17 protein-coding genes, 1 tRNA gene and 1 riboswitch are annotated in these 24,212 nt (G+C 72.4%); of the genes, 10 read left to right on the forward strand and 8 right to left on the reverse strand.

Annotation, left to right across the window (positions count from 1 at the left end):
• Positions 1–522 precede the first annotated feature (522 nt).
• Positions 523–1,071: a MarR family winged helix-turn-helix transcriptional regulator gene (locus tag HDC93_RS06105; protein ID WP_031109794.1), complete on the reverse strand. Its 549-nt coding sequence runs from the start codon at positions 1,069–1,071 to the stop codon at positions 523–525.
• A 122-nt stretch (positions 1,072–1,193) separates the two neighbouring features.
• Between HDC93_RS06105 and HDC93_RS06110 the strand changes: the two genes are divergently transcribed.
• Positions 1,194–2,459, forward strand: coding sequence for an MFS transporter (locus HDC93_RS06110; RefSeq protein ID WP_185008837.1), 1,266 nt, complete (start codon positions 1,194–1,196; stop codon positions 2,457–2,459).
• Positions 2,460–2,498: 39 nt separating this feature from the next.
• Here the strand turns inward: HDC93_RS06110 and HDC93_RS06115 are convergent, their stop codons facing one another.
• Together HDC93_RS06115 and HDC93_RS06120 are read right to left on the reverse strand one after the other, a co-directional pair.
• Positions 2,499–4,166: a SpoIIE family protein phosphatase gene (locus tag HDC93_RS06115; protein WP_185007982.1), complete on the reverse strand. Its 1,668-nt coding sequence runs from the start codon at positions 4,164–4,166 to the stop codon at positions 2,499–2,501.
• Positions 4,167–4,340: 174 nt separating this feature from the next.
• A complete protein-coding gene (locus HDC93_RS06120; RefSeq protein WP_185007984.1) occupies positions 4,341–5,720 on the reverse strand; it encodes an NAD(P)/FAD-dependent oxidoreductase in 1,380 nt (459 codons plus the stop codon).
• A 376-nt stretch (positions 5,721–6,096) separates the two neighbouring features.
• Between HDC93_RS06120 and HDC93_RS06125 the strand changes: the two genes are divergently transcribed.
• Together HDC93_RS06125 and HDC93_RS06130 are read left to right on the forward strand one after the other, a co-directional pair.
• On the forward strand, positions 6,097–6,861 hold the full coding sequence (locus tag HDC93_RS06125; protein ID WP_185007986.1) for a TetR/AcrR family transcriptional regulator: 765 nt from the start codon (positions 6,097–6,099) through the stop codon (positions 6,859–6,861).
• Positions 6,862–7,250: 389 nt separating this feature from the next.
• The gene (locus tag HDC93_RS06130; RefSeq protein WP_185007988.1) at positions 7,251–9,236 is read left to right on the forward strand and encodes a sigma-70 family RNA polymerase sigma factor; all 1,986 of its coding nucleotides are present in this window, start codon (positions 7,251–7,253) and stop codon (positions 9,234–9,236) included.
• A 256-nt stretch (positions 9,237–9,492) separates the two neighbouring features.
• Here the strand turns inward: HDC93_RS06130 and HDC93_RS06135 are convergent, their stop codons facing one another.
• The gene (locus HDC93_RS06135) at positions 9,493–11,610 is read right to left on the reverse strand and encodes an asparagine synthase-related protein (protein ID WP_185007990.1); all 2,118 of its coding nucleotides are present in this window, start codon (positions 11,608–11,610) and stop codon (positions 9,493–9,495) included.
• Between the two features lie 936 nt (positions 11,611–12,546).
• On the opposite strand from HDC93_RS06135, the gene HDC93_RS06140 reads away from it, so the two are divergent.
• The 4 genes from HDC93_RS06140 (at position 12,547) to HDC93_RS06155 (ending at position 18,045) form a co-directional block, all read left to right on the forward strand.
• On the forward strand, positions 12,547–13,971 hold the full coding sequence (locus HDC93_RS06140) for an MFS transporter (RefSeq protein ID WP_185007993.1): 1,425 nt from the start codon (positions 12,547–12,549) through the stop codon (positions 13,969–13,971).
• An 83-nt stretch (positions 13,972–14,054) separates the two neighbouring features.
• On the forward strand, positions 14,055–15,251 hold the full coding sequence (gene lhgO / locus HDC93_RS06145) for an L-2-hydroxyglutarate oxidase (RefSeq protein ID WP_398983997.1): 1,197 nt from the start codon (positions 14,055–14,057) through the stop codon (positions 15,249–15,251).
• Positions 15,252–15,763: 512 nt separating this feature from the next.
• Positions 15,764–16,615 (forward strand): tRNA (guanosine(46)-N7)-methyltransferase TrmB, encoded by an 852-nt coding sequence (gene trmB, locus HDC93_RS06150; RefSeq protein ID WP_185008841.1) that lies wholly within the window; start codon positions 15,764–15,766, stop codon positions 16,613–16,615.
• A 59-nt stretch (positions 16,616–16,674) separates the two neighbouring features.
• Positions 16,675–18,045: a PrsW family intramembrane metalloprotease gene (locus HDC93_RS06155; RefSeq protein WP_185007995.1), complete on the forward strand. Its 1,371-nt coding sequence runs from the start codon at positions 16,675–16,677 to the stop codon at positions 18,043–18,045.
• A 16-nt stretch (positions 18,046–18,061) separates the two neighbouring features.
• On the opposite strand, the gene HDC93_RS06160 is transcribed toward HDC93_RS06155, so the two are convergent.
• The 4 genes from HDC93_RS06160 to HDC93_RS06175 all read right to left on the reverse strand — a co-directional run bounded on the left by HDC93_RS06160 (position 18,062) and on the right by HDC93_RS06175 (position 22,104).
• Positions 18,062–19,006, reverse strand: coding sequence for an aldo/keto reductase (locus tag HDC93_RS06160; RefSeq protein WP_185007997.1), 945 nt, complete (start codon positions 19,004–19,006; stop codon positions 18,062–18,064).
• 331 nt (positions 19,007–19,337) lie between these two features.
• Positions 19,338–20,378 carry a M23 family metallopeptidase gene (locus tag HDC93_RS06165; protein ID WP_185007999.1) on the reverse strand — a complete coding sequence of 347 codons (1,041 nt, stop codon included), beginning with the start codon at positions 20,376–20,378 and terminating at the stop codon, positions 19,338–19,340.
• A gap of 11 nt (positions 20,379–20,389) precedes the next feature.
• Positions 20,390–20,546, reverse strand: a riboswitch (cyclic di-AMP (ydaO/yuaA leader).
• Between the two features lie 288 nt (positions 20,547–20,834).
• Positions 20,835–20,908 (reverse strand) — tRNA-Met (locus tag HDC93_RS06170).
• 65 nt (positions 20,909–20,973) lie between these two features.
• Complete coding sequence (locus HDC93_RS06175; protein ID WP_185008001.1) at positions 20,974–22,104, reverse strand: dihydrofolate reductase family protein; 1,131 nt, start codon at positions 22,102–22,104, stop codon at positions 20,974–20,976.
• A gap of 76 nt (positions 22,105–22,180) precedes the next feature.
• Here HDC93_RS06175 and HDC93_RS06180 point away from each other — a divergent pair, with 76 nt between their 5' ends.
• From HDC93_RS06180 to HDC93_RS06190, 3 genes are all read left to right on the forward strand, one after another.
• On the forward strand, positions 22,181–22,696 hold the full coding sequence (locus tag HDC93_RS06180) for a MarR family winged helix-turn-helix transcriptional regulator (RefSeq protein ID WP_185008003.1): 516 nt from the start codon (positions 22,181–22,183) through the stop codon (positions 22,694–22,696).
• Between the two features lie 132 nt (positions 22,697–22,828).
• Entirely contained in the window at positions 22,829–23,470 is a 642-nt protein-coding gene (gene ribA / locus HDC93_RS06185; protein ID WP_185008006.1) for a GTP cyclohydrolase II, read from the forward strand.
• A gap of 142 nt (positions 23,471–23,612) precedes the next feature.
• Positions 23,613–24,116 carry a MarR family winged helix-turn-helix transcriptional regulator gene (locus tag HDC93_RS06190; RefSeq protein ID WP_185008007.1) on the forward strand — a complete coding sequence of 168 codons (504 nt, stop codon included), beginning with the start codon at positions 23,613–23,615 and terminating at the stop codon, positions 24,114–24,116.
• The last annotated feature ends 96 nt before the right edge of the window (positions 24,117–24,212 follow it).

A 24,212-nucleotide genomic window follows, 5' to 3' on the forward strand; every position in this document is an offset into this window, starting at 1 on the left:
CTGGCGTTGACTTTTGGCACGCTGTTGAGTTCTCAAGGAACGGTCGCTTCCTTTGTACTCACCCTCTCGGGCTTTCCTCCGGGCTTCCCTTCGGTCTTGCGTTTCCGACTCTATCAGATCTTTCCGACCCGATTTCCTCGGTGCTTTCCAGGTTCCCGCTTCCGCGTTTCCCTTTCCGGCGGTTCCGACTCTATCAGATCCTTTCGGGCCTGATCCCCGGTCAGCGGGGTTTGTCTTCGCGGCTGTTGGGCCGTTCCGACGTCCCTAACCTTAGCGCGCCCTCTCGGCGATTCCCAAATCGAAGCCGGCGTGGAGTCGATCGGTCGTCGAGTCCCAATTCAAATTGAATTCGGGCGTGCCGAAATCAACCCTGTCGGGAGGTCGAGCTGGTGGTTTGGGTGCCGCTGCTGCGGCGGAAGTGCTGCCGAAGAACCGTTACGGCTCCGCGGCAACCCGAAGAACTCTACGGATCAGCCAGGGGGCTGTCAAGCGGCCCCTGTCAAGATCTTTTCGTCCCTGGCTTCAGTCCAGGTCGGTGAGGCGTCCGCCGGCGTCCGGCTGGGCGTCCTCGACCCGTCGCAGTAGGCGCGTGAGCACTTCGCCCAGCGCCGTGCGCTCGTCGGGGGTCAGGTCCTGGAGCAGGTCCTCCTCGAAGACCGACGCCAGGCGCATCGCCTCCAGCCACTTCTCTCGCCCCTCGGACGTCAGCTCCACGATGACTCGTACGCGGTTGGACTCGTCTCGCTCACGGGTCACCAGAGATTCGGCGACCATGCGGTCGATCCGGTGAGTCATCGCGGCCGGGGTGAGACCGAGGCGCTTGGCGAGGTCGCTGGGGCCCAGTCGGTAGGGAGCGCCGGAGAGGACGAGGGCCTTGAGGACCTCCCACTCCGTGTTGCTGATGCCGAGGGTCGAGGTCTGGCGGCCGTAGGCGACGTTCATGCGGCGGTTCAGGCGGGAGAGGGCCGAGACGATCTGCTCGACCTGGGGGTCGAGGTCCTGGAACTCGCGCTGGTACGCGGCGATCTGCTCTTCGAGGGTCGGCTCGCTGGGGCCGGGGGTGTCACCCATGTGCGCAGTATCGCACGGGCGTTCTTTGCCTTGAAGTCCTTGGGTATGTACTCTTTAGCTTCGAACTTTAGCTTCGAAGTCTTCACTCCTAACTTGTGAGAGAGGTGAACGTGACCAGGGCGATGGGCGCAGCGATGCGCCGCATTCACGTGGGCAACGCACTCAGCGCGTTCGGGCTCGGCTTCACGGTCCCGTACCTGTACGTCTATGTGGCGCAGGTGCGAGGGCTGGGGGCCATGACGGCGGGTCTCGTACTCGCCGTCTTCGCCGTGGCAGCGCTGGTCGTGCTGCCGTTCGCCGGGCGGGCCATCGTCCGGCGGGGTCCGCTGCCTGTGTTGCTCACCGCCCTGGTCACCGCCGCTGTGGGCGCGCTCAGTCTGGGGATCGCGAGCAGCGCGGCGGCGGTGCTGGTGTCGGCGTCCTTGCTGGGGGCCGGGCAGGCCGTGATGCAGCCGGCGCTCGCGACGATGATCGTCGACTGCTCGTCGGCGGACACGCGGTCGCGTGCCTTCGCCATGCAGTTCTTCCTGCAGAACCTGGGGCTCGGCGTCGGTGGCCTGATAGGCGGGCATCTGGTCGACACCACCAGCGCCGCCTCCTTCACCCTGCTCTTCGCGATCGAGGCGGCGACGTTCCTGCTGCTGGTCGTGGTGATGGTGACCGTGCGGCTGCCGCACGCGCCGCGGATCGAGGGCGCTCCCCAGGCGCCGGGCCGGGGCAGCTGGAAGCAGCTGATGGGCAATCGGGCCATGGTGCAGCTGTGCGTGCTGGGCTTCGTGCTGTTCTTCGCCTGCTACGGGCAGTTCGAGTCGGGGCTCAGTGCGTACGGGGTCGAGGCCGCAGGGATCTCCACGTCCGCGCTGGGGACCGCGCTCGCCGCCAACACGCTGATGATCGTCGTCGCGCAGTTCGCCGTGCTGCGGTTCGTGGAGCGGCGGCGGCGGTCGCGGGTGATCGCCGCTGTCGGGCTGATCTGGGCCGTGGCGTGGGCCGTCGCCGGGTACGCGGGGCTCGGGCACGGGAGCCAGGAGATGGCCACGGCCGCGTTCGTCTCGACGTACGCGCTGTTCGGGCTCGGTGAGGCGATGCTGTCGCCGACCGTGGCCCCGCTGGTCGCGGATCTCGCGCCGGAGGGGATGGCGGGGCAGTACAACTCCGCGTTCGCCCTGGTCAAGCAGCTCGCGCTGGCCGTCGGGCCGGCGGTGGGCGGGCCGCTGGGGGCTTCGCTGCACGCGCCGTACATCGTGGCGTTCCTGGTGTTCTCGCTGGGGATCACCGTCCTGGCCGTGCGGTTGGGGCGGCAGCTGACCGATGTGCAGGATCAGCCGTGGATCGGCAAGAGCCGGGTCGTGGCGCGGGGTGGGGCGCCCGTTTCCGCGGACGTCTGATCCCGGTTTCCGTCCAGGGCCTGGCGTCTGCGTCAGGCCCTAGGTCGTCTGGGTGCGGGGCAGTGCGAACTCGCACCAGACCGCCTTGCCGCCGCCGGGTGTGCGGCGGCAGCCCCAGTTCGAGGCGATCGTGGCGACGATGGCGATGCCGCGGCCCGATTCGTCGCCCGGTTCCGCGCGGCGGCGTCTGGGGAGATGGTCGTCGCCGTCGGTGACCTCGATGATCAGCCGTCTGTCCGTGCGGCGCAGGCGCAGTCTCATCGGAGGGGTGCCGTGCTGAAGGGAGTTGGCGACCAGTTCGCTGGTGGCCAGGACTCCCAGGTCGTGCAGGTCGGCGGGGAAGCGCCAGCTGGTCAGGACGCCGGAGGCGAAGGCACGCGCGCGGGGGGCCGCTTCCACGCCGCCCAGGAGTTCCAGGGCGGCGTTGCGGAAGAGCTCGCCGTCCGCTCCCGTGCGGGCGGGGTGCTGGAGGACCAGGACGGCCACGTCGTCGTCGTGGTCGGGGGTCACGCCGGCGGAGCGGACCAGGCGGTCGCAGACGACCTGGGGGGTGCCGGTGGCGCCGGCCAGGGCGCGTTCCAGCGCGGCGATGCCCTCGTCCAGGTCCGCGTCGCGCCGCTCCACCAGGCCGTCCGTGTAGAGGACGGCCGTGGAACCGGGGGCGAGGGGGATCGAGCCCGAGGCGTGCATCCAGCCGCCGGTGCCGAGCGGGGGGCCGGTGGGTTCGTCGGCGCGCAGGACCGTGCCGTTCTCGTCGCGGACGAGGATCGGCAGGTGGCCGGCCGAGGAGTAGACCAGCTTGCCCTCGTTCGGGTCGTGGATGGCGTACGCGCACGTGGCGATCTGGTTGGCGTCGATCTCGGCTGCCAGGCCGTCGAGGAGCTGGAGCACCTCGTGCGGGGGCAGGTCGAGGCGCGCGTAGGCGCGGACCGCCGTGCGGAGCTGGCCCATGACCGCCGCGGCGCGCACGCCCCGGCCCATGACGTCGCCGATGACCAGGGCCGTGCGGCCGCCGCCCAGGGTGATGACGTCGTACCAGTCGCCGCCGACCGCGGCTTCGGTGCCGCCGGGGTGGTACGTGGCGGCGATGCGCAGGTCGTCCGGCTCTTCGAGCTCCTGGGGGAGCAGGGAGCGCTGGAGGGTGACCGCCGTTTCGCGCTGGCGGCGTTCGCTGGCGCGCAGGCGTTCGGCGGCTTCGGCGTGGTCGGTGACGTCGGTGGCGAAGACGAGGACGCCGCGACCGTCACTGCCGCCCTTGCCGTCGCCCTGGGCGACCGGGGTGCAGGTGAAGGTGTAGGAGCGGCCGTCGGGGGCCTTGCGGGACTTGACCGTGCGCGGTTTGCCGCTGCGCTGGACCTGGTCCAGGAGGGGGAACAGGCCGAGGGCGTCCAGCTCGGGGAGCGCCTCGCGGGCGCGTTCGCCCAGAGGGCGTACGCCGAAGGCGGTCGTGTAGGCGTCGTTGACGTAGGCGATGCGGTGGTCGGGGCCGTGGACCAGGGCGACAAGGGACGGGACGCGGTCGAGGACCTCACGCACCCGCAGGTCGTCGACGGCGGGTACGGAGGGCGACTCGTCGGTCGGTCGTTCGGCACGGGCGGCGGGTACGGAGCTTTCCCCCCGCCGGTCCGGGGAGGCCGTCTGCTCGGTCCGCGCTGCCGCGCGGCGCTGCGTTCCGGGGAGCCGGGCGCTCCAGCGCGTGAAGTTCACGAATCCTTGCCTCGTGTAGTGGTCGGCGGCCGGCACCGGAACCGGCCGGGGCCCCGGGGGGCCCGCACCGGGGCGAGTGGTGGCATGCCCGCGGTGGTGGACCAGTCTGGCAGTGCGCGGACCGGACCGACATCCGTCAGACGCCGGGCCGGCCGATGGAGTTCCTGGGTCCGGTCAGGACGACCCCTTCGGGTTGTGCGGGGGGTCCAGAGAAGGCTTTCCACCGGCCGCGAGTTCGAACTCCGCCCGGGGGTGTTCGAGTGAACCCAGGGAGACGATCTCCCGTTTGAACAGGCCGGCCAGCGCCCATTCGGCGAGCACGCGCGCCTTGCGGTTGAAGGTGGGCACGCGGCTGAGGTGGTAGGCCCGGTGCATGAACCAGGCGGGGTAGCCCTTGAGCTTGCGCCCGTACACATGGGCGACGCCCTTGTGCAGGCCCAGGGAGGCGACCGAGCCGACGTAGGCGTGTTCGTACGTCTCGAGGGGTTCGCCGCGCAGGGAGTGGACGATGTTGTCGGCGAGGACCTTGGCCTGGCGGACGGCGTGCTGGGCGTTGGGGGCGCACTCGCGGCCCTGCTCCTCGGCGGTGACGTCGGGGACGGCGGCCGCGTCTCCCGCGGCCCACGCGTGCGTGGTGCCGTCGACCGACAGCTCCGACGTGCAGGTGAGGCGTCCACGGCCGTTGCGGGGCAGGTCGGTGGCGGCGAGCACCGGGTGGGGCTTCACGCCGGCCGTCCAGACGACCGTACGGGTGGGGAAGCGGGCGCCGTCGCTGAGGACGGCGACCCGGTCGGCGCAGGATTCGAGGCGGGTCTCCAGGCGCACGTCGATGTTGCGGCGGCGCAGCTCGGTGACGGTGTAGCGGCCCATCTCCTCGCCGACCTCGGGCAGGATCCGGTCCGAGGCCTCGACGAGGATCCACTTCATGTCCTCGGGCTGGACGTTGTGGTAGTACCGCGCGGCGTAGCGGGCCATGTCCTCCAGTTCGCCGAGTGCCTCCACGCCCGCGAAGCCGCCACCGACGAAGACGAAGGTGAGGGCCGCGTCGCGGATCGCGGGGTCACGGGTGGAGGAGGCGATGTCCATCTGCTCGATGACGTGGTTGCGCAGGCCGATGGCCTCCTCGACGGTCTTGAAGCCGATGCCGTGGTCGGCGAGGCCGGGGACCGGCAGGGTGCGCGAGACGGAACCGGGGGCGAGGACGAGGTGGTCGTAGGAGAGCCGCTGTCCTCCCGTGCCCTCCTCCTCGGTGGCGAGGGTGGTGACGGTGGCGGTGCGTTCGGCGTGGTCGACGGCGGTGACCTCGCCGATCAGGATCCGGCACCGGCCGAGGACGCGGCGCAGCGGTACGACGACGTGGCGCGGGGAGATCGCGCCGGCGGCGGCCTCGGGGAGGAACGGCTGATAGGTCATGTACGGGTCGGGGGTGACGACGGTGATCTCGGCCTCGCCCCGGTCCAGTTCCCGTTTCAGTCTGCGCTGCAGGCGCAGGGCCGTGTACATCCCGACGTAGCCGCCACCGACAACGAGAATGCGCGCACGTTCCTTCACCATCCCATGACGCACCCGTCGCTTGCGTTTGTCCACAGCCTCGACGAATTGTGTGACCGGAGCGGGAGAGCGCGCGGAGTTGGCCGGAATACCGACCTTCTGCACATACATGCAGGTCAGGAGGGGTGGTGTAGGGGGCGCGCGGGGGCACATTCGGGACGTATGCGGCCCGTACTCCGATCGGTGGGCGCTCCGTGCGGAACCTGCCCCTTCTGAATTGACTCCCTCTCAACTATGTTCGTGTGTCGACGGGGTGTAGGGGGATGTGCTCACCGGGGTCCGCGACGGGCGGGCCGCGGGACCGGGCCGTTCCCTCCGCTCCGGTATCGAATGGCGGGGAGTGTCTCCGGGGGGAGACGTCATTACCGGGGGAATGCTTATGCATGTTCAGGACTCTCATTGGTCGCCCGCGTCCGCACTCGCGGCGGGCGGCATGACGATGAGCGCGGCGGGCAACGGACGCGACACGTCGCGGACGACGCCGCTGCGTGTGGACGCACAGCGCAATCTGGAGCACGTGCTGCGTGCGGCGCGCGAGGTCTTCGGTGAGCTGGGGTACGGCGCGCCGATGGAGGACGTGGCGCGGCGTGCGCGCGTCGGTGTGGGCACGGTGTACCGGCGGTTCCCGAGCAAGGACGTCCTGGTGCGGCGGATAGCCGAGGAGGAGACCTCCCGGCTGACCGACCAGGCGCGTGCGGCGCTCGGGCAGGAGGACGAGCCGTGGTCGGCGCTGTCGCGCTTCCTGCGGACGTCGGTGGCCTCCGGCGCCGGGCGGCTGCTGCCGCCGCAGGTGCTGCGGGTCTCGGTCGAGGACGGTGCCGGAGGCCCTCGGGTGCCGCAGCAGCGGACCCAGCCGGGCACGACGGAGCTGCGGCTGGTGCCGGACCAGCCCGTGGCGGTCGCCTCCGTACCGGCGGTCGGGGCCGAGGACGACGCCGGGACGTCGGCGCTGCTCGAGGTCGTGGGCCAGCTCGTGGACCGGGCGCGTGCGGCCGGTGAGCTGCGGCCGGACGTGTCGGTGTCGGACGTGCTGCTGGTGATCGCCACGGCCGCGCCCTCACTGCCGGACGCCGCTCAGCAGGCGGCCGCGTCGGCCCGGCTGCTGGACATTCTGCTGGAGGGGCTGCGCTCGCGACCGGCGTGAGCCACCGGGGCTCGGGGCCCGCGGCTCGGGGCGAACAGGCCCGGGCCGGGTGGCCCCAGGGCTCGGGCGGGACGTCCGGGCCCTGCGCGGATAGGCGGAAAGACGTCCGGGCCCTGCGCGGATAAGGGGAGCGAGCCTTCCCGCCCACAGCGAGCAGGGGAGGCTGCCCCGCCGCAGCGAGAACAGGGAGCCCTCCCCGTCCGGAGCCGCCCGGAGCCGCGCGGAGCGAAAGAGGAGCCTTCCCCCAAATGAGTGGCGGCCAGTACTGCCGTGCGACACGTCCCCACGGATGAGTGATGGTCCGAACTATGGGGTTCTGACCAAATGCCAATATGGCACGCTGACCCGGTGGTCTGGACGGGTTGGGCGGCTGGCGGGGGCTTTCCGCGATGAGCGGTGACGGGCGGGACGAGTCGAGCGGCGGCGGGAGCGGCGACGCCACGGCCGGCGGCCCGGTGCCGCCGAAGGTGCCGAGCCAGGGCGGACGCGTGAGCATGCCGCCGGGCGGGCACCCCGCCGTGGGCTCGGTCCCGGCCCAGCGCGACTGGCACGAGGACAGCGTCCTGCCGCCGCCGCGCGAGATGCCGCCGTCCGACGCCGACCTCATCGACCGCATGCGCGCGGGCGACGACACGGCGTACGAGGAGCTGTACCGGCGCCATGCGCAGGCCGTGCGCCGGTATGCCCGCACCTGCTGCCGGGACGCCCACACCGCGGAGGACCTGACCGCCGAGGTCTTCGCCCGCATGCTCCAGGCGGTACGCGGCGGCGCGGGGCCCGCGCACGCGGTGCGCGCGTATCTGCTCACCTCCGTCCGACGCGTCGCCGCCTCCTGGACGCGGTCGGCTCGGCGCGAGCAACTCGTCGACGACTTCGCCGTGTTCGCCGCCCAGTCCGCACGCGGATCCGACGTGTCCGACGACGACACGCTCGAACTCGGCGCAGACGTACGGGCGATGCACGAAGCCGAGCAGTCCATGGCCATGCGTGCCTTCCGGTCACTGCCGGAGCGCTGGCAGGCCGTGCTGTGGCACACCGAGATCGAGGACGAGTCGCCCAGCGAGGTCGCCACGCTGTTCGGACTCGACGCCAACGGCACACGCGTGCTCGCCAGCCGGGCCCGCGAGGGCCTCAGGCAGGCCTACCTCCAGGCCCACGTCAGCGCCACGCTCACCGCCGACGAGGAGTGCGCCCGCTACGCCGACCAGCTCGGCACGTACGCCCGCGGGCGGCTGCGCACCCGGGCCGAGCGGGGGCTGCGCAAGCACCTGGAGGAGTGCGCGAAGTGCCGGCTGGCGGCGCTGCAGATCGAGGAAGTGGCCGGCGGTATCCCCGCGGTCGTGCCGGTCGCGGTCATCGGCTGGTTCGGAGCCGCCGGGTATGCGAAGGCGGCCGGGCTCATCGCCGGGGGCGCGGGAGCGGGCGGTGCGGCGGGGGCGGCAGCGGCGGCGGGAGGCACGACCGGTGGGGCCTCCGCGGCGGGCGGCGGATCGGCGGGAGGGGCCGGTGGCGGGGGTGGTGCGGCGGCCTCCGAGGGGCTCGGCGCGCCGGTGAAGGCCGGTATCGCGGCCGGGGTGGTCGCCGTCGGGGTGGTGGCCGCGGTGGTGATGGCCCTGGCCGGCAACGAGAAGCCGAAGGAGGAGGCCGGACCTGCTCCTTCGTCCCCCGAGCCGTCGTCGGTGGCGCGCCCCGGTGAGCCCACGCCCTCACCTTCGCCCTCACCCTCACAGCAGGCCCCGGACCAGGACCCGCCGGGGATCATGCCCGCGCGCGCCGAGACACCCGCGCCGACACCGAGTTCCAGGACCAGCCCGGCCCCGGACCAGGACCCGGCCCCCACCCCGCCCCGAAAGCCCGCTCCCCCACCCGAGCCCCCGAAGCCGACACCACCCCCCGCCCCCACACCGACACCAACTCCCCCGCCGCCCCCGCCTCCCGCCCCGGCCGTCTACCAGTGGAGCGAACTGTCGTACGACATCAACGGCGACGGCACGAAACCCGAGATGCGGATCGGTTCGAGCAGCTGGGTCTGGAAGCGGTCCGGCCTGTCGGTCGGCGACCGGCGGTACGCCCACGGCGTCACCGTGCACGGCCGCTCGTCCGTCACCATCGACCTCAACCGCCCCTGCTCGTCGTACGACGCGCTCGTGGGGGTGGACGACATGACACTGAGGCTCGGCAAGGTGTACTTCTCCGTCTACGCCGACGGGGCCCGGCTGTGGCGGTCCCCGCTGGTCGAGGGCGGCGACCCGGCCGTGCCCGTCCATGTGAACCTCACCGGGCGCAGCACGGTCCGGCTGGTCGTGGAACCCCGCAGCGCCCTCGACAACCTGATGCCGGTGGACTGGGCGGAGTCCAGGTTCACCTGCGGCTAGATGTATTGACCCGCAGGGTTGTTCACGCGGCTGACCGGTGGGTGGCCGCAGCGGGGGCGGCCCGCACCCGCCGTCGTACGCAAGGGGCCGTGTCGGGGGGTGCCCGCCCGCAGCGGTTGGCGCGTCAACGGGGAGTCAGCCGGCGCCCGACCCCATCGCCCCGTTCCGAGGACGGACACCCCCGGCGCGGCCCGACCCACACCCCACGCGAAGGCGAAGCGGACGCACACCCGCATCCACCCCCATCGGTCCACCGCTACACCCGCCGCCCCCCACCGGCCCCCGCCCCCAACGCCCCCCGCTGCGGAGCGATCCCCGCCGGTACCGCTCGTTGTCTGGCCGGCGTGCCCGTCCAGCATGTGCCGCGGCGGGACAGCAGACGGCGCAGCCACAGCTCCAGGGAGACCAGGTCCGCGAGGCCGTCCAGGGGCAGGGGTTCACCCGCCGCCGCGCCGCGCAGCGCCTTGCGGACCACGCGGGCCTCGACCAGACCGGCCTCCGCCAGCAACGGGGTGTCGAACAGGGAGACCAGGGAGTCCGCCGCCACACGCAGCCCCGTACGCTCCGCGGCCGCCGCGGTCGCCTGGGTCGGGGCGCCCCAGCCGGGCGGCAACTCCCGGACACCTGCCCCTTCCAGCACCGTACGCAGGATCGCCGCCCGCGCCCCCGGCCGCACCCGCAGCGCCTCGGGCAGCTCCCGGGCCGCCCGGACGACCTGGTTGTCGAGGAACGGCGCGTGCAGCCGCTGGAAGCGGACCTCCGCCGCCTGCTCCAGCACCCGCAGGTCCGCCGCGTGCCGCGCCAGCGCCGCTCGCGCGCGGAAGTCACCCGGACGCTGCCCCGGCCCCACCAGCTCCGACCGGTGTGTCGCCGCCTGAAGGCGAACCGATACCTCAGCGAGTGCCTCACCGGTCAGCCAGCGCGCGGCCGGCCCGGGTCTGCCCCAGGTCAGCGCGGCGAGCGAGGCGTCCACCGCACCCCCGGGCGCGTCCAGACCGTCGTCGGAGCGAGGGGCGAGAAGGCGCTCGGCGAGGGACTCCAGCCCCGACCGGTACGGCGTACGGGAGAGCCGCCGCGCCGCCGCGTACACGCGCGCGGGCACCAGCACCGACCCGTCGGCCTTGGCCAGCGCGGCGACCGGCCGTACGAGATGACGCCGCCGGCGGTCCATCAGCAGATCGGCGAGCCGCGCGGGATGGGCGTCCAGCACCTGCCGCGCCCCGTACCCGGTGAAATGGTCCGCACTGCCCGCCGCCAGCCGGGCGCGATGCCGCGCCGCCGACACCAGGCACGGCCCGGGTTCGTCGGTCAGCGGCCCGTCCAGGTCGGCATAGGGAAGGGTCTCCTCGGCGCCCGCCACGACGACATGGTGGAGCCGCGGGTTCGCCGCCAGCGCGCCCGCCCGCTCCAGTTCGGCCTCCCGCCCCCCGACGGCGAGGTCGTTGAAGGTGACGGCCAGCAGCCGCTCCCCCGCGCCCGTGCCGTGCCCCAGCACCGTGCCCGGCATCCCGGGGAGCCCCGCGGCCAGCAGCGCCAGCGTCCCGGAGGCCGGCCCGCCGGACAGGTCCGCGCCGATCCCCGGCACCGGCATCCCGCGCGCGGCCCGTCGCTCGGCGGGTCCCATGCCGGGCACGGGGCCCGGGTCTATGTCCGTCCCCGGAACGTGCCGCGGAGCGGACAGCCGCGTCCGTACGGCTTCCACGAGCGCGTCGCGCACCGCGTCGACCGCGCTGTCGGGATCGGCCGGGGGCGCCGCGACGGCCAGTGAGGCGACCGGCTCGTACCCGGCGATCTCGCGCGCCCCGGCGCGCAGGATGAGGGCGTGCCCGGGCGGAATGCGCTTCACGCCGTCGTACGGCGTGGAGTCGTGCAGCGCGGCGGGCACGTCCGGCGCGGCCAGCAGCGCGGCGAGATGCCCGAAGTCGAGGTTGGCCTCGATGAGGTCGGCCAGCGGCAGCGCGGCGGTCGCGTACGCCGTACCGCCGGCCCAGGGCGTGTGGAACACCGGCCGTGCGCCCGCGAGGTCGCCGCAGACGGTGATCCGCCTGCCGACCTGGACGATCGCGGTGTAGCTGCCCGACCAGGCGGTCAGATGCCGAAGTGCCCCACCGCGCGCGGCGAACAGCGCGACGCGCAGTTGCTCGTCGGTGGCGCCGCAGATGCCGAGGACGGCGATCCTGGTCCGGTCGTCGGCCTTCACGACCCGCACCTCGTCGGGGCGCCAGTCGCCGACCGCCCACAGCGGATCGGGATCGCCCCACAGGAGTTGGGACCCGACCGGGTGCAGCGTCTCACCCTCGCTGCCGGTCGCCCCCGCCGAACCGGCAGCGACGGCTCCCGCGGCGGTGCTGCTCCATCCCACCAACCACCGCATCGCCGCCTCCACAGGCTGTGGACAACCAGTGCACCGTACGAACCGGTTCACCATGCTGCCATGAAGGAAGCGTTCCAGAGGGCGCCGACGCCGCTTGCGCTCCGCCGAATGCGCCCCGGCGGAGCCACCCGCACCGCCCCCGACCCCCCGAACACCCGCACACCGCCCGCGAACACGGGCGGACAGGGCACCGGACGAAGGGACGAACGAAGAGACAGACGCAAGGACGGCCGAGGGGCGGACGCGGGACGGCCGAAGCGACGAACGAAGCACCGGGCGAAGCACCGGGCGAAGCACGCACCGGACGAGCCACCGAACGAGCCACCGAACAGGACGGCCTCGGAAGCATGAAGAACCACGGAGCAGCGAAGACTCGGCCAAGAATCAAGGCACGCCAGCGACATGTCTGCAGTACGACTGCGACGCGAATGCGCCCCCGAAACGCGCCCCAATCACACCCGACGCGCCCTCAAGTGCCGTGGTAGGAGCCTTGATACCCCGTGATCGGCGGGGTCGATTTTCAGCCAAATCGGCGTGACGCATGCAGCTTCGAACACGCTCCGTACAGGCTCGGCACGCTGCCACCCGGTCGCGCAGCCCGGGAGACGGAGCACGCCTCCCGGACCGTTCCGCCGCCCGCGGGGATGTAGGCGGCGGTGTCCCCCAGCCCACTGGATCCAGTACAGCGGGCCGACCCACGCAACGACCATGGAACCGCTCCCGCGATGGCCGGAGAAGAGCGCACGGACAGGCGCACGGCCACACAGTGGGAGCACGTCGCAACAGCCCGTATCTGAACCGCACTTCAGTACGGACCACAATCCCGCCAACCGGAACAATGCCCCTTAACGCTTGGGATGCGGCGAACTACGCTGGGTTTACGAATGCCGCGTGGTTATGCCAGTGCCGGCAGCCGTCTGTGTCGAGGGGTGGCTCATGTCCAGGGAGCAACGCGGGCCGAACGAGAAACTCGGCGCCGTTCTCGCCCTCGCGGGAATCAGCAACGCAGGCCTCGCGCGGCGTGTCAACGACCTCGGCGCCCAGCGCGGTCTGACGCTTCGCTACGACAAGACGTCGGTGGCGCGCTGGGTGTCGAAGGGCATGGTGCCCCAGGGTGCCGCCCCGCACCTCATCGCCGCCGCCATCGGCCAGAAGCTCGGACGCCCGGTGCCGCTGCACGAGATCGGCCTGGCGGACGCGGACCCCGCACCCGAAGTCGGCCTCGCCTTCCCGCGGGACGTCGGCCAGGCGGTCAGGTCCGCGACCGACCTCTACCGCCTCGACCTCGCCGGCCGCCGGGCCGGTTCCGGAGGCATCTGGCAGTCGCTGGCCGGATCGTTCGCGGTGAGCGCATACGCAACGCCCGCCTCACGATGGCTGATAACGCCGGCCGACAGTTCGGTCGCGCGTGACGTGGGCCCCGGCGAGGGCTCCGGCGCACCGCTCAAAGTCGGCCACAGCGATGTGCAGAAGCTGCGGGAGGCCGCCGAGGACGCGCGGCGCTGGGACTCCAAGTACGGCGGCGGCGACTGGCGTTCGTCCATGGTCCCCGAGTGCTTACGGGTGGAGGCCGCTCCGCTGCTGCTCGGCTCGTACTCCGACGAGGTCGGCCGGGCCCTCTTCGGCGCCTCCGCCGAACTGACCCGACTCGCAGGCTGGATGGCCTTCGACACGGGCCAGCAGGAAGCGGCCCAGCGCTACTACATCCAGGCCCTGCGCCTGGCCCGGGCGGCGGCGGACGTCCCCCTCGGGGGCTACGTGCTGGCCTCCATGTCCCTCCAGGCCACCTACCGCGGGTTCGGCGACGAGGGCGTGGACCTCGCCCAGGCCGCCCTGGAACGCAACCGCGGACTGGCGACGGCCCGCACCATGAGCTTCTTCCGCCTCGTCGAGGCACGCGCGCACGCTCGCGCGAACGACGCCCCGGCGGCCGGCGGCGCCCTGAAGGCCGCCGAGAGCTGGCTGGAGCGCGCTCGCCCCGGCGACAACGACCCGAGCTGGCTCGGCTTCTACTCCTACGACCGCTTCGCCGCCGACGCGGCCGAGTGCTACCGCGACCTCAAGGCGCCCCGCCAGGTCCGCCGCTTCACCGAGCAGGCCCTGTCGAAGCCGACCGAGGAGTTCGTCCGCTCGCACGGCCTGCGCCTGGTCGTCTCGGCGGTCGCGGAACTGGAGTCGGGGAACCTGGACGCGGCGTGCGAGCAGGGGGTGCGGGCGGTGGAGGTCGCAGGGCGGATATCCTCGGCCCGCACCACCGAGTACGTGAAGGACCTCCTGCACCGCCTGGAGCCGTACGGCGACGAGCCGCGGGTGGTGGAGCTCCGTGAGCGTGCACGGCCGCTGCTGATGGCTCCGGCGTAAACCCGGCACAGGCATGCGGCCCGTCCCGCGTTTGAAGGCATTGTCAGTGGCGCAGTGCACTATCGAAGCGGGAGGTGGTGCGAGTGCGGAGCACATACGACTGTGACGTGCTGGTGATCGGCGGCGGCATCGTCGGCCTGTCGACGGCGTACGCGATCACACGCGCCGCACCGGGCACACGTGTCACCGTCCTGGAGAAGGAACCGGGCCCGGCCCGCCACCAGACCGGCCGCAACAGCGGCGTCATCCACAGCGGCATCTACTACCGCCCCGGCTCCCTCAAGGCGCGCTACGCGGTGCGGGGCGCCGCGGAGATGGTCAAGTTCTGCACCGAGTACGGCATCCCGCACGCGGTCACCGGCAAGCTGATCGTCGCCACGGACCGCGCGGAGCTGCCCCGCCTGCACGCGCTCGTGCAGCGAGGCCGGGAGAACGGCATCCCCGTACGGGAGCTGGGCGGCCCCCAGATCGCGGAGTACGAGCCGGAGGTGCGCGGGCTCGCCGCGATACACGTCGGCACGACGGGCATCTGCGACTTCGTCGCGGTCGCCCGCCAGCTGGCCCACGGCTCGGGAGCGGAGATCCGCTACGGCACGCGGGTCGTGCGCGTCGACCGGCGCCCCGAGCGTGGGGTCGCCGTGCTCACAGCCGCGGGCGACGCCGTACGCGGGCGGGTCCTGGTGAACTGCGCGGGTCTGCAGTGCGACGAGATCGCCCGGCTCACCGGGGACGACCCAGGCATGCGGATCGTGCCGTTCCGGGGCGAGTACCACGAGCTGGCCCGGCCGGAGCTGGTGCGCGGCCTGGTCTACCCCGTGCCCGATCCGGCGTTCCCGTTCCTCGGAGTGCATCTCACGCGGGGCATCGACGGGGGTGTCCATGTCGGGCCCAACGCGGTGCCGGCCCTGGCCCGCGAGGGGTACGGGTGGGGCACGGTCCGGCTGCGCGAGCTGGGCTCGACCCTGGCCTGGCCCGGCTCCTGGCAGATAGCCCGCCGGCACTGGCGCTACGGGGCGGGTGAGCTGCGGCGGTCCCTGTCCAAGGCGGCGTTCACGGACGCGGTGGGCCGGCTGCTGCCCGGGGTGTCCGAGGACGACCTGGTCCCGACGGCCGCGGGTGTGCGCGCACAGGCGGTTCTCCGTGACGGAACCCTGGTCGACGACTTCCTGATCCGCGAGGGCGCCAGAACCGTCCACGTCCTCAACGCACCGTCCCCCGCGGCCACGGCGTCCCTGCCGATCGGCCGGGAAGTGGCCCGCAGAGCGCTGAACGCGCTGTGAGGTCGGCGGGGCTGCCCTGCTCTGAAGCCGGGTGGGCCCACGACCCGGCGTCGAGCGGCGCCGCTGCGTCGATGCTGAGGCCGGGTGAGTCCACGACCGGCGTCCCGAAGTGCCGGCTGCGTCGATGCTGAGGCCGGGTGAGTCCACGACCCGGCGTCGAGCGGCGCCGCTGCGTCGATGCTGAGGCGAGGGGGGTCCGCAGCCCGGCGTAGCGGGGTGCCGGCGCCCACCCGTGCCGCCCCTAGCGGCACGCATGCCCGCAGCTAAGCGCTCCCGCACCCGCCGTCGTACGCGAGGGGCCGTGTCGGGGGGTGTCCGCCCGCAGCGGTTGGCGCGTCAACGCCAGTCAGTAGGTATGAAACTCCATCGCGCCGTTCCGAGGACGGACACCCCCCGGCGCGGCCCCGCCCCACACCCAACGCCAGGCGAAGCACCTCAGCCGTAAAATCAGGGGCACTGTGTCTGACTCCGCGAACACCCCCGAAGCCCCGAACCCGCACCCGGCTCCGAACCTGCACCCGCACCCGGCCCCGAACCCGCACCCGGCCCCGGAGCCGCACCCGCACCCGCACACCCCGGGTGTCTCCGTCCGGCGTACCCGGGCCAAGGGCGAGCCGCGTTTCCCCGACGGGCCGAAGGCCGACCCCGCCGGGTCGCACTTCGAGCGGCGGATCCGGAGTTTCCAGCCCCGCCGCAGCCGCGTCACCGCCGGCCAAGCGGACGCGCTTCAGCGCCTGTGGCCCAAGTGGGGCCTCGACATCGACGGCAGCCGGACCCTCGACCTGCCCGAGCTGTTCGGCAACGACAACCCCGTCGTCCTGGAGATCGGCTTCGGCATGGGCGAGGCCACCGCCCAGATGGCCGCCGCCGCCCCCGCCACGAACATCCTCGCCGTCGACGTCCACACCCCTGGCCAGGGCAACCTGCTCAACCTCGCCGACCGCAACGGCCTGTCCAACATCCGCGTCGGCAACGGTGACGCGATCATCCTCCTGCGCGAGATGCTCGCCCCGGACTCCCTCGGCGGCCTCCGCGTCTACTTCCCGGACCCCTGGCCCAAGAAGCGGCACCACAAGCGCAGGATCATCCAGCCCGACTTCCTGACCCTGGCCGCCACCCGCATCAGACCCGGCGGGATCGTCCACTGCGCCACCGACTGGGAGCCGTACGCGGAGCAGATGCTCGAGGTCCTCACGGCACACCCCGACTTCGAGAACACGCAGGCGGACGGTGGTTTCGCGCCGCGCCCCGACTTCCGTCCCCTGACCCGTTTCGAGGGCCAGGGACTGGACAAGGGACATGTCGTGAACGACCTCCTCTTCCGCCGCGTACAGCACGTGGACCAGCCCCCCGCCGGCGCCTGACCACCCCTGGCACCTCTCCCGCCTGCGGACAGCGCCCATCCGTCGTTAGGGTCAATGCCGTGGCCACCAGCCCCCCGCATCCGTCGTACCCCGTCGGTCCCCCCGACGGCGCGCCCTTCGCCGGCTCGGGCACAGCCGGCTCCTCGCGGCACGCCCACTGGTGGCACCGCGCCTGGGTGCGCTACGGCGCGCTGAGCACGCTTCTCGCGATATCCGGCCTGGTCATCCTCGCCCTGGTCCGCGAGGAGACCGGCACGGAAGGGTTCCTGGTCGGGCTGGGACTGGCCGTCCTCCCCGTGCCCCTGCTGATAGCCGCGTTCCGCTGGCTGGACCGGGTGGAGCCCGGCCCCTGGCGGAACCTGATCTTCTGCTTCGCCTGGGGCGCCTGCGCGGCGGCGCTGATAGCGATCGTCGCCAACAGCTTCGCGACGAGATGGATTGCGACGGCGACGGCGGACCCGTCCGGCGCGGACACCCTGGGCGCGACGGTGATAGCGCCGGTGGTCGAGGAGTCGGCCAAGGCGGCGGCCGTCCTCCTGGTCTTCCTCTTCCGGCGCCGCGACTTCACCGGCATCGTCGACGGGGTCGTCATAGCCGGCGTGACGGCCACCGGCTTCGCGTTCACCGAGAACATCCTCTACCTCGGCACGGCCTTCGGCACCGACCAGCTCACGGGCGGCAGCGGCATCGCCTCGGTCACGGCGGCGACCTTCTTCGTGCGCATCATCATGTCGCCGTTCGCGCACCCGCTGTTCACGGTCCTCACCGGCATCGGCTTCGGCATCGCCGCGCTCTCGGTGGACCGCCGGCCGCTGCGCCGTGTCGCCTTCCCGCTCGGCGGGCTGCTGCTCGCGATGGGGATGCACGCGATGTGGAACGGCTCGTCGGCCTTCGGCGAGTACGGGTTCTTCGCCGTGTACGCGGCGTTCATGGTGCCGATCTTCGGGCTGCTGACGTGGCTGGTGATCTGGACGCGGCAGCGGGAGCTGAAGACCGTACGGGCGGAGCTGCCGGCCTACGCCGTGGCCGGCTGGCTGACCCCGGCCGAGCCGTACGCGCTCGGCTCGATGCGGGCCCGCCGGATCGCCCGGCAGTACGCCCGCCGGCACGCGGGCAGGGCGGCGGCCCGGGAGGTGGCCCGGTACGAGGCGTACGCGACGTCCCTGGCATTCCTGCGGCACCGGGCCCGGCGGGGCAGCCCCGGGGCGGACTTCGCCGTACGGGAGCGGGAACTGCTCGGCGAACTGTGGCGGCGCCGGGAGGTTGCCCGCCCCGCTCTGGACCACGCGGGCCGGATCACCGCCCCTCCGGTCCCGGTGACGGTCCCGCCCTGGCCGGTCCACGGGATGTACGGGTACGGCCACCAGCCGGCGCCGTACCCCGCGTACAACCCCTATCGCTCCGCCGCGTACAACCCCTACCGCTCCTGAAGCTCCTGGGCCCCGCTCAGGCCGAGGCCGCCGTGAGCCGTTCCACCTCGGCCTCCGAGAGCGTCAGCTCCCCGACGCCGAGCAGCGCGGGCAGCTGCTCCACCGTCCGCGCGGAGGCGATCGGCGCCGCCACGGTCGGCTGTGCGGCGAGCCAGGCGAGGGCCACGGTGGCGACGGGAGCGTCGTGCGCCGCGGCGACCTCGTCGAGGGCGTCGAGAACCCGCCGCCCCCGCTCGGTGTCCAGATGCTTGGCGGCGCCACCCGCCCGCGCGCTCTCGACCTCCGTACCGGGCCGGTACTTGCCCGTGAGGAAGCCGGACGCGAGCGCGTAGTACGGAACGGCCGCGAGGCCGGCCCGCTCGGCGAGGTCCTGCAGCTCGCCCTCGTACGTGGCACGGGAGACCAGGTTGTAGTGCGGCTGGAGGGCGACGTACCGGGCGAGGCCCTCGCGGTCGGAGAACTCCAGGGACGCCCGCAGCCGCTCGGCGGAGATGTTGGAGGCGGCGATGTGCCGCACCTTGCCGGCCTTCACGAGTTCGTCGAGCGCGCCGATGATCTCCTCGACGGGCACGTCGGGCTGGTCGAAGTGCGTGTAGTACAGGTCGATGTAGTCGGTGCGCAGGCGCCGCAGGGAGGCGTCGGCTGCGGCCCTGATGTTGGCGGCGGACAGGCCCCGGAAGTCGGGGTGCTGGCTGACCTTCGTGGCGACGACGACGTCGGAGCGGTTGCCGCGTGCCTCGAGCCACCTGCCGAGGATGGTCTCGGACTCACCGCCCTGGTTGCCGTCGACCCACGCCGAGTAGACGTCGGCGGTGTCGACGAAGTTGCCGCCGGCGGCGGTGTAGGCGTCGAGGACGGCGAACGAACGGTCCTGGTCGGCGGTCCAGCCGAAGACGTTGCCGCCGAGGGCGAGGGGGAAGACCTCGAGGTCGGAAGTACCGAGCTTGCGAAGAGACGTCATGCTCGGTGTCAACGACCGCGCAGGAACGCCTCATTCCGCAACGGACGCAAAACTCCCGTAAACACCCCGCCCCGCCCCGCGATGCCGCGCCACGCGACGCCACACGACGCGACGCCACACGACGCGACGCCACACGACGCGACGCCACGCCACGCCACACGACGCGACGCCACACGACGCCACGCCACGCCACGCGACGCCACGCCACGCGACGCCACGCCACACGGCGCGACGCCAGGCCACACGACGCCACGCAGCACCGCAAAGCCGACGGCCCTGACGTCGGGGGGTCGTCGTCAGGGCCGCCGATGCTTCAACGAACGTGCGCTGCTTACGGAGTCAGTCCCTTGCCCCGCAGCCAGGCCATCGGGTCGATGCCACTGGCGGAGCCACCGGAGTGGACCTCGAGGTGCAGATGCGCCCCGGTGACGTTGCCGGTGGCGCCCACGCGGCCGATGACGTCGCCGGTGCTGACCTTCTGGCCGACGCTGACGCCGATGGAGGACTGGTGCGCGTACCAGATCTCGGTGCCGTCATCGAGGGTGAGGACGGTCTTGTAGCCGTAGGAGCCGTTCCAGCCCGCCTCGGTGATGGTGCCGCTGTGCACGGCCTTGATCGGCGTGCCCGTGGGGGCGGCGAAGTCGAGGCCGGTGTGATAGCCGGAGGACCAGTAGGCGCCGGCCTGGCCGAACGTCGAGGTGAGGGTGTACGAGGAGGTCGGCAGCGTGAACTGCTTGGCGAGGGCGGCGAGCCGCTCGGCCTCGGCCTTCTTCCTCGCCTCTTCCTCGGCCTTCCGCTTGGCCTCGGCGGCCTTGGCCTTGGCTTCCTTCTCCGCCTTGGCGACCGCGTCCTTGGCCGCCTTCTCGGCGGCGGCCGCGGCGTCCTCGGCGGCCTTGGTCTCGATCTGTTCCTGCTGGTGCTCGACCTGGGCCATGATCCGGGCACGCAGCGCGTCACCGGCGCCGGCGCGGGCGCCGGAGGTGCCCTCCGCGGTGTCCGCGGTGGCGGTGCCGAGGCCGCTGAGCGGGGTGGCGGAACCTTCGGGGGTGTCGTCGTCCGAGATGAGGGAACCCACCGAGGGCAGGTCCGGCACGGAGATGGACACCGGGGGCTTGCCGGTCTGGGCGCTGGCCATGCCGCCGGCACCCACGGCGGCTATGACGCCGACGCCCAGGACGGTGGAGCTGCGGGCGAGACCTCCGCCGCGCTGCTTGGTGACGCGATGCCGGCCGCGGACGGGACGGATGGACTCCTCGGTGGGGTTCCACTCCTGGAACGGGCCCTCGTCGGTGCGCTGGCCGCCGAAGCCGAAGGTGTCGTTCTCGCGCTTCGGCGCGTACGGGGCCGCGGGGGCAGGCCGGTTGGACGCCACGTGGGCGTACTCCTTTCCTTCCTTCTCGCCTACCGGGTTAGCTGACGGGTTCGGAGCAGGAAGGTCTCCTACGCGCGTATACCTGCCGTGCTTCCACGGTGGTATCCGCCCGATTCACCCCAAGTGGTGGTTCCCCGGTTCCCTTTCGGGATTCGGCGCGTGCGCACGGAGCCGCCTTCTGTGACGGCTGGGACGACCGCGCTGCGTTATCGAACGTTAATGGAGGCGCGAGGGGTATTCCAGCGATTCCACTTGATCATTAACCTTTTTCGCGCGGACTTACCTGCCCTGACCGGCTTAAATCGGACGAGTTGGCCGCGCCGCAAGTGACTGACGGGTTTTGACAGTGTGTCAGTTGTTATGCGGAACGGGGTGATTCGCTCACCGAACGTGATCAGGTGTCGGGAAACGCACCGAGGGCCGGAACCCTTTCGGATTCCGGCCCTCGGCCTTCAGTAGCGGGGACAGGATTTGAACCTGCGACCTCTGGGTTATGAGCCCAGCGAGCTACCGAGCTGCTCCACCCCGCGTCGTTGTGTCACCAGTGTACGTCATCCGCGGGACCACTCGCGCACACCCACCGGCCGGGCCGTGCTCAGCCCGGCAGATGACGGTTCGGGGCCTTGGCCCGCTCCTCGTGTTCCGGGAGGACGACGACCTCCACCCCCTCGGCCGCGAGGAGACCGCTGCCGTCGGCGTCGGTCACGAAGGTGTCCGGCTCGCGCCAGGCCGTGACGACCCGCCGTACGCCCGCGTCGAGGATCAGCCGAGCGCAGGGAGCTGGGCGCGAGGCGCGGCGGGCGCACGGCTCCAGGCTGCTGTACACCGTCGCGCCGGGCAGACGCGGGTCGGCCGGGTCGAGCTTGGCGAGGGCCGCCTCCTCGGCGTGCACGACCGGGTCGCCGGCCTCGCGGGAGTGGCCACGGGCCAGTTCCGTGCCGTCGGCGGCGACCACGACCGCGCCCACGCTGAACGCCGTGTCCGACGGCGGGCAGCGCTCGGCCAGTTCGCAGGCGAGGGCCAGCCAGTGATGGTCGGCGGCGATGGGGAGCCTGCCGGCGCCCGGGGCGGTCGGCTCGTAGCGCATCAGGACGACGTCCTCGATCTGCCGCGACTCCAGCAGCCGGAGCCGGCCGCCCTGGTAGCCGCCGGGGCCGAAAAGACGGGGGGCCCGGGGGTCGCCCACGAAGAGCGGGGCGAGGACCAGCTGGAGTTCGTCGGCGAGGCCCTGGGTGAGGAGCTGGGTGTGGATCAGGCCGCCGCCCTCGACCATGAGCCGTCCCACGCCCCGGACGTCGTGCAGGTGCGTGAGCAGCCGCCGCCAGTCGAGGTCGGCGCCGAGCGGGACGACGTCCGTGGCCAGGCCCAGGGCGCGGGCGCGATCGGCGCCCTGGTCGGTCGTGTAGAGGAGCTTCTCGCCGCCGGTGTGCCAGAAACGGGCGTCCGGGTCGAGGTCGCCGGAGCCGCTGACGGTGACCTTGAGGGGATACTCGGGCTTGCCGGCGGCCGTGCGGGCGGCCCGGCGCTTCTGCGAGTTCACCAGCAGCCGCGGGTTGTCGGCGCGGATGGTGCCGGCGCCGACCAGGATCGCGTCGACGCCGGCCCGGACCTCGTCGACCCGGTCGAAGTCGGCGGGACCGGACAGGAGCAGCCGGTCGGGTCCGGTGTCGTCCAGGTAGCCGTCGAGGGAGACGGCGGCGGACAGCAGGACGTACGGGTGAGGCATCGGTGCTCCGCGGCTGGACGGGACGGCTGGACGGGACAGGCTTGGTTCAAGTTTTAAACAAACCTACACTGGCAGCATGACGACTCGCTGGCTCAGCCCCGACGAGCAGCGCGCCTGGCGCGCCTACATCGCCGCCTCGCTGCTCCTGGAGGACGCGATCGACCGGCAGCTCCAGCAGGACGCCGGCATGCCGCACCTGTACTACTCCATCCTGTCGGTCCTGTCGGAGTCCCCGGAACGGCGGCTGCGCATGACCGATCTCGCCGAGCGACTGAAGATCACGCGCAGCCGGCTGACGTACGCGGTCACGCGGCTGGAGAAGGACGGGATGCTGCGGCGCGAGGCCTGCCGCCACGACAAGCGGGGCAGCATCGCGGCGCTGACGGACGAGGGGTTCGCCGTGCTGGAGCGAGCGGCCCCCGGGCATGTCGAGACCGTGCGGAGCTTCCTGTTCGACCGGCTCAGCGAGGAGCAGGTGGGGCAGTTGGAGGAGATCTCCGCGGCGATCGCGCAGGGGCTCCAGGAGGACGGGACCCGGCCGGCGGCGGACGACGTGCCGTGGCGGCGGAGGTCGTCGTCGACCTGTTCGTGACGCGCGCCACACCGAGCCGGATTCTCATTGCTTCAAATTTGAAGCATGAGTAGGGTTCCGATCGTGAATCTGCTTCAAATCTGAAGCAGTACGGCTGTGCAGCCGAACAGGAACGGAACCCGGAGGCCCCGCATGCCCGACACCCCCGCCGTCATCGCCACCCCGCGCTCCCGCGTCCGGGTCCCGCTGCGCTTCCACGACGGCTACGAGGCCGACGCCGAGCTCGTCACCTTCCACGGGCTGGCCGACGGCCAGGAGCACGTCGCCGTGGTCCTCGGCGAACCCGGCCCTGTCCCGCTGGTGCGACTGCACTCCGAGTGCCTGACCGGGGACGTGTTCGGCTCGGCGCGCTGCGACTGCGGTCCTCAGCTGCGCGAGGCGGTCGAGAGCATCGCCGAGCGCGGCGGCGTGCTCCTCTACCTCCGCCAGGAGGGCCGGGGCATCGGCCTCTACAACAAGCTCGACGCGTACGCCCTCCAGGACGAGGGGCTCGACACGTACGAGGCGAACGCGGCGCTCGGGCTGCCCGAGGACGCCCGCGACTACACGGCCGCGGCCCAGATGCTCAGGGCCCTGGGCATCGGCGAACTGGACCTGCTCTCCAACAACCCCGACAAGGCCGACCAGTTGCGGACCCTGGGCGTCGACGTCCGCGACCGGATCCCCACGGGCGTCTTCACCACCGCCCACAACGTCCGCTACCTGCGCGCGAAGGTCCTCCATACGCAGCACACGCTGCCGCTCGCCGCGCTGACGGAGCTCAGCGCCGGCTGAGCCGCCCCCGGTCCGGCCGGGCTCCGAACCGACGGTCCGGCCGGGCTCCGAACCGGGCTGCTTGCCCCTCGGTTCATCGGGTACAGCCTCTGAAAGAGGGCGACCTCATCAGTACCCGGAGCTTTATGGAAGTGACCGTTTCGTGACCGATCTCGGCGGCCCCGGCAACCACCGGGCGAGGGGCCCGGGCGACGGCCCGGAGGCCGTCGCATCGCAGATCGCCGATGCCGTGGAGAGCCTGACGGCGCTGTGGTCGCTCGCCGCGCAGGAGGCGTCCCTGCGCCTGTCCCTGCACCAGTTGCGGGCGTTGCGCACCGTGCAGGCGGCGCCCGGCCTGAACCTGACGGCCCTGGCGGACGGTCTGGACATCGGCCTCCCCACGGCCAGCCGCCTCTGCGACCGCCTGGCGGCGGCCGGGCTGCTGGAACGGGCCCCGCACCCGGACACCCGCCGGGAGGTCCAACTGTGGCTCACGACACACGGACAGCGCGTCCTGAGCGACGTCGCCTGCCGCCGCGCCCAGGCCCTGGCCTCGGCGCTGACTGCGATGGAACCGGCCGAACGGGCGGCGCTGAGCAGGGGGTTGCGGGGATTTCTTGCGGCCCAGGCCTCGACATCCGACGCCGGCGGGGCGCAGGGGCGGTGACATAGGGCGCCGGGGTGCCGCGCACCCGGACCTCTCCGCCCGGCCGATCTCCGCCGGGCCGATCTCCGCCGGGCCCTCTACGCCCGGCCGATCTCC

Origin of the sequence: Streptomyces sp. AK010, assembly GCF_014207295.1 — a bacterium.
Taxonomy (GTDB): domain Bacteria; phylum Actinomycetota; class Actinomycetes; order Streptomycetales; family Streptomycetaceae; genus Streptomyces; species Streptomyces massasporeus.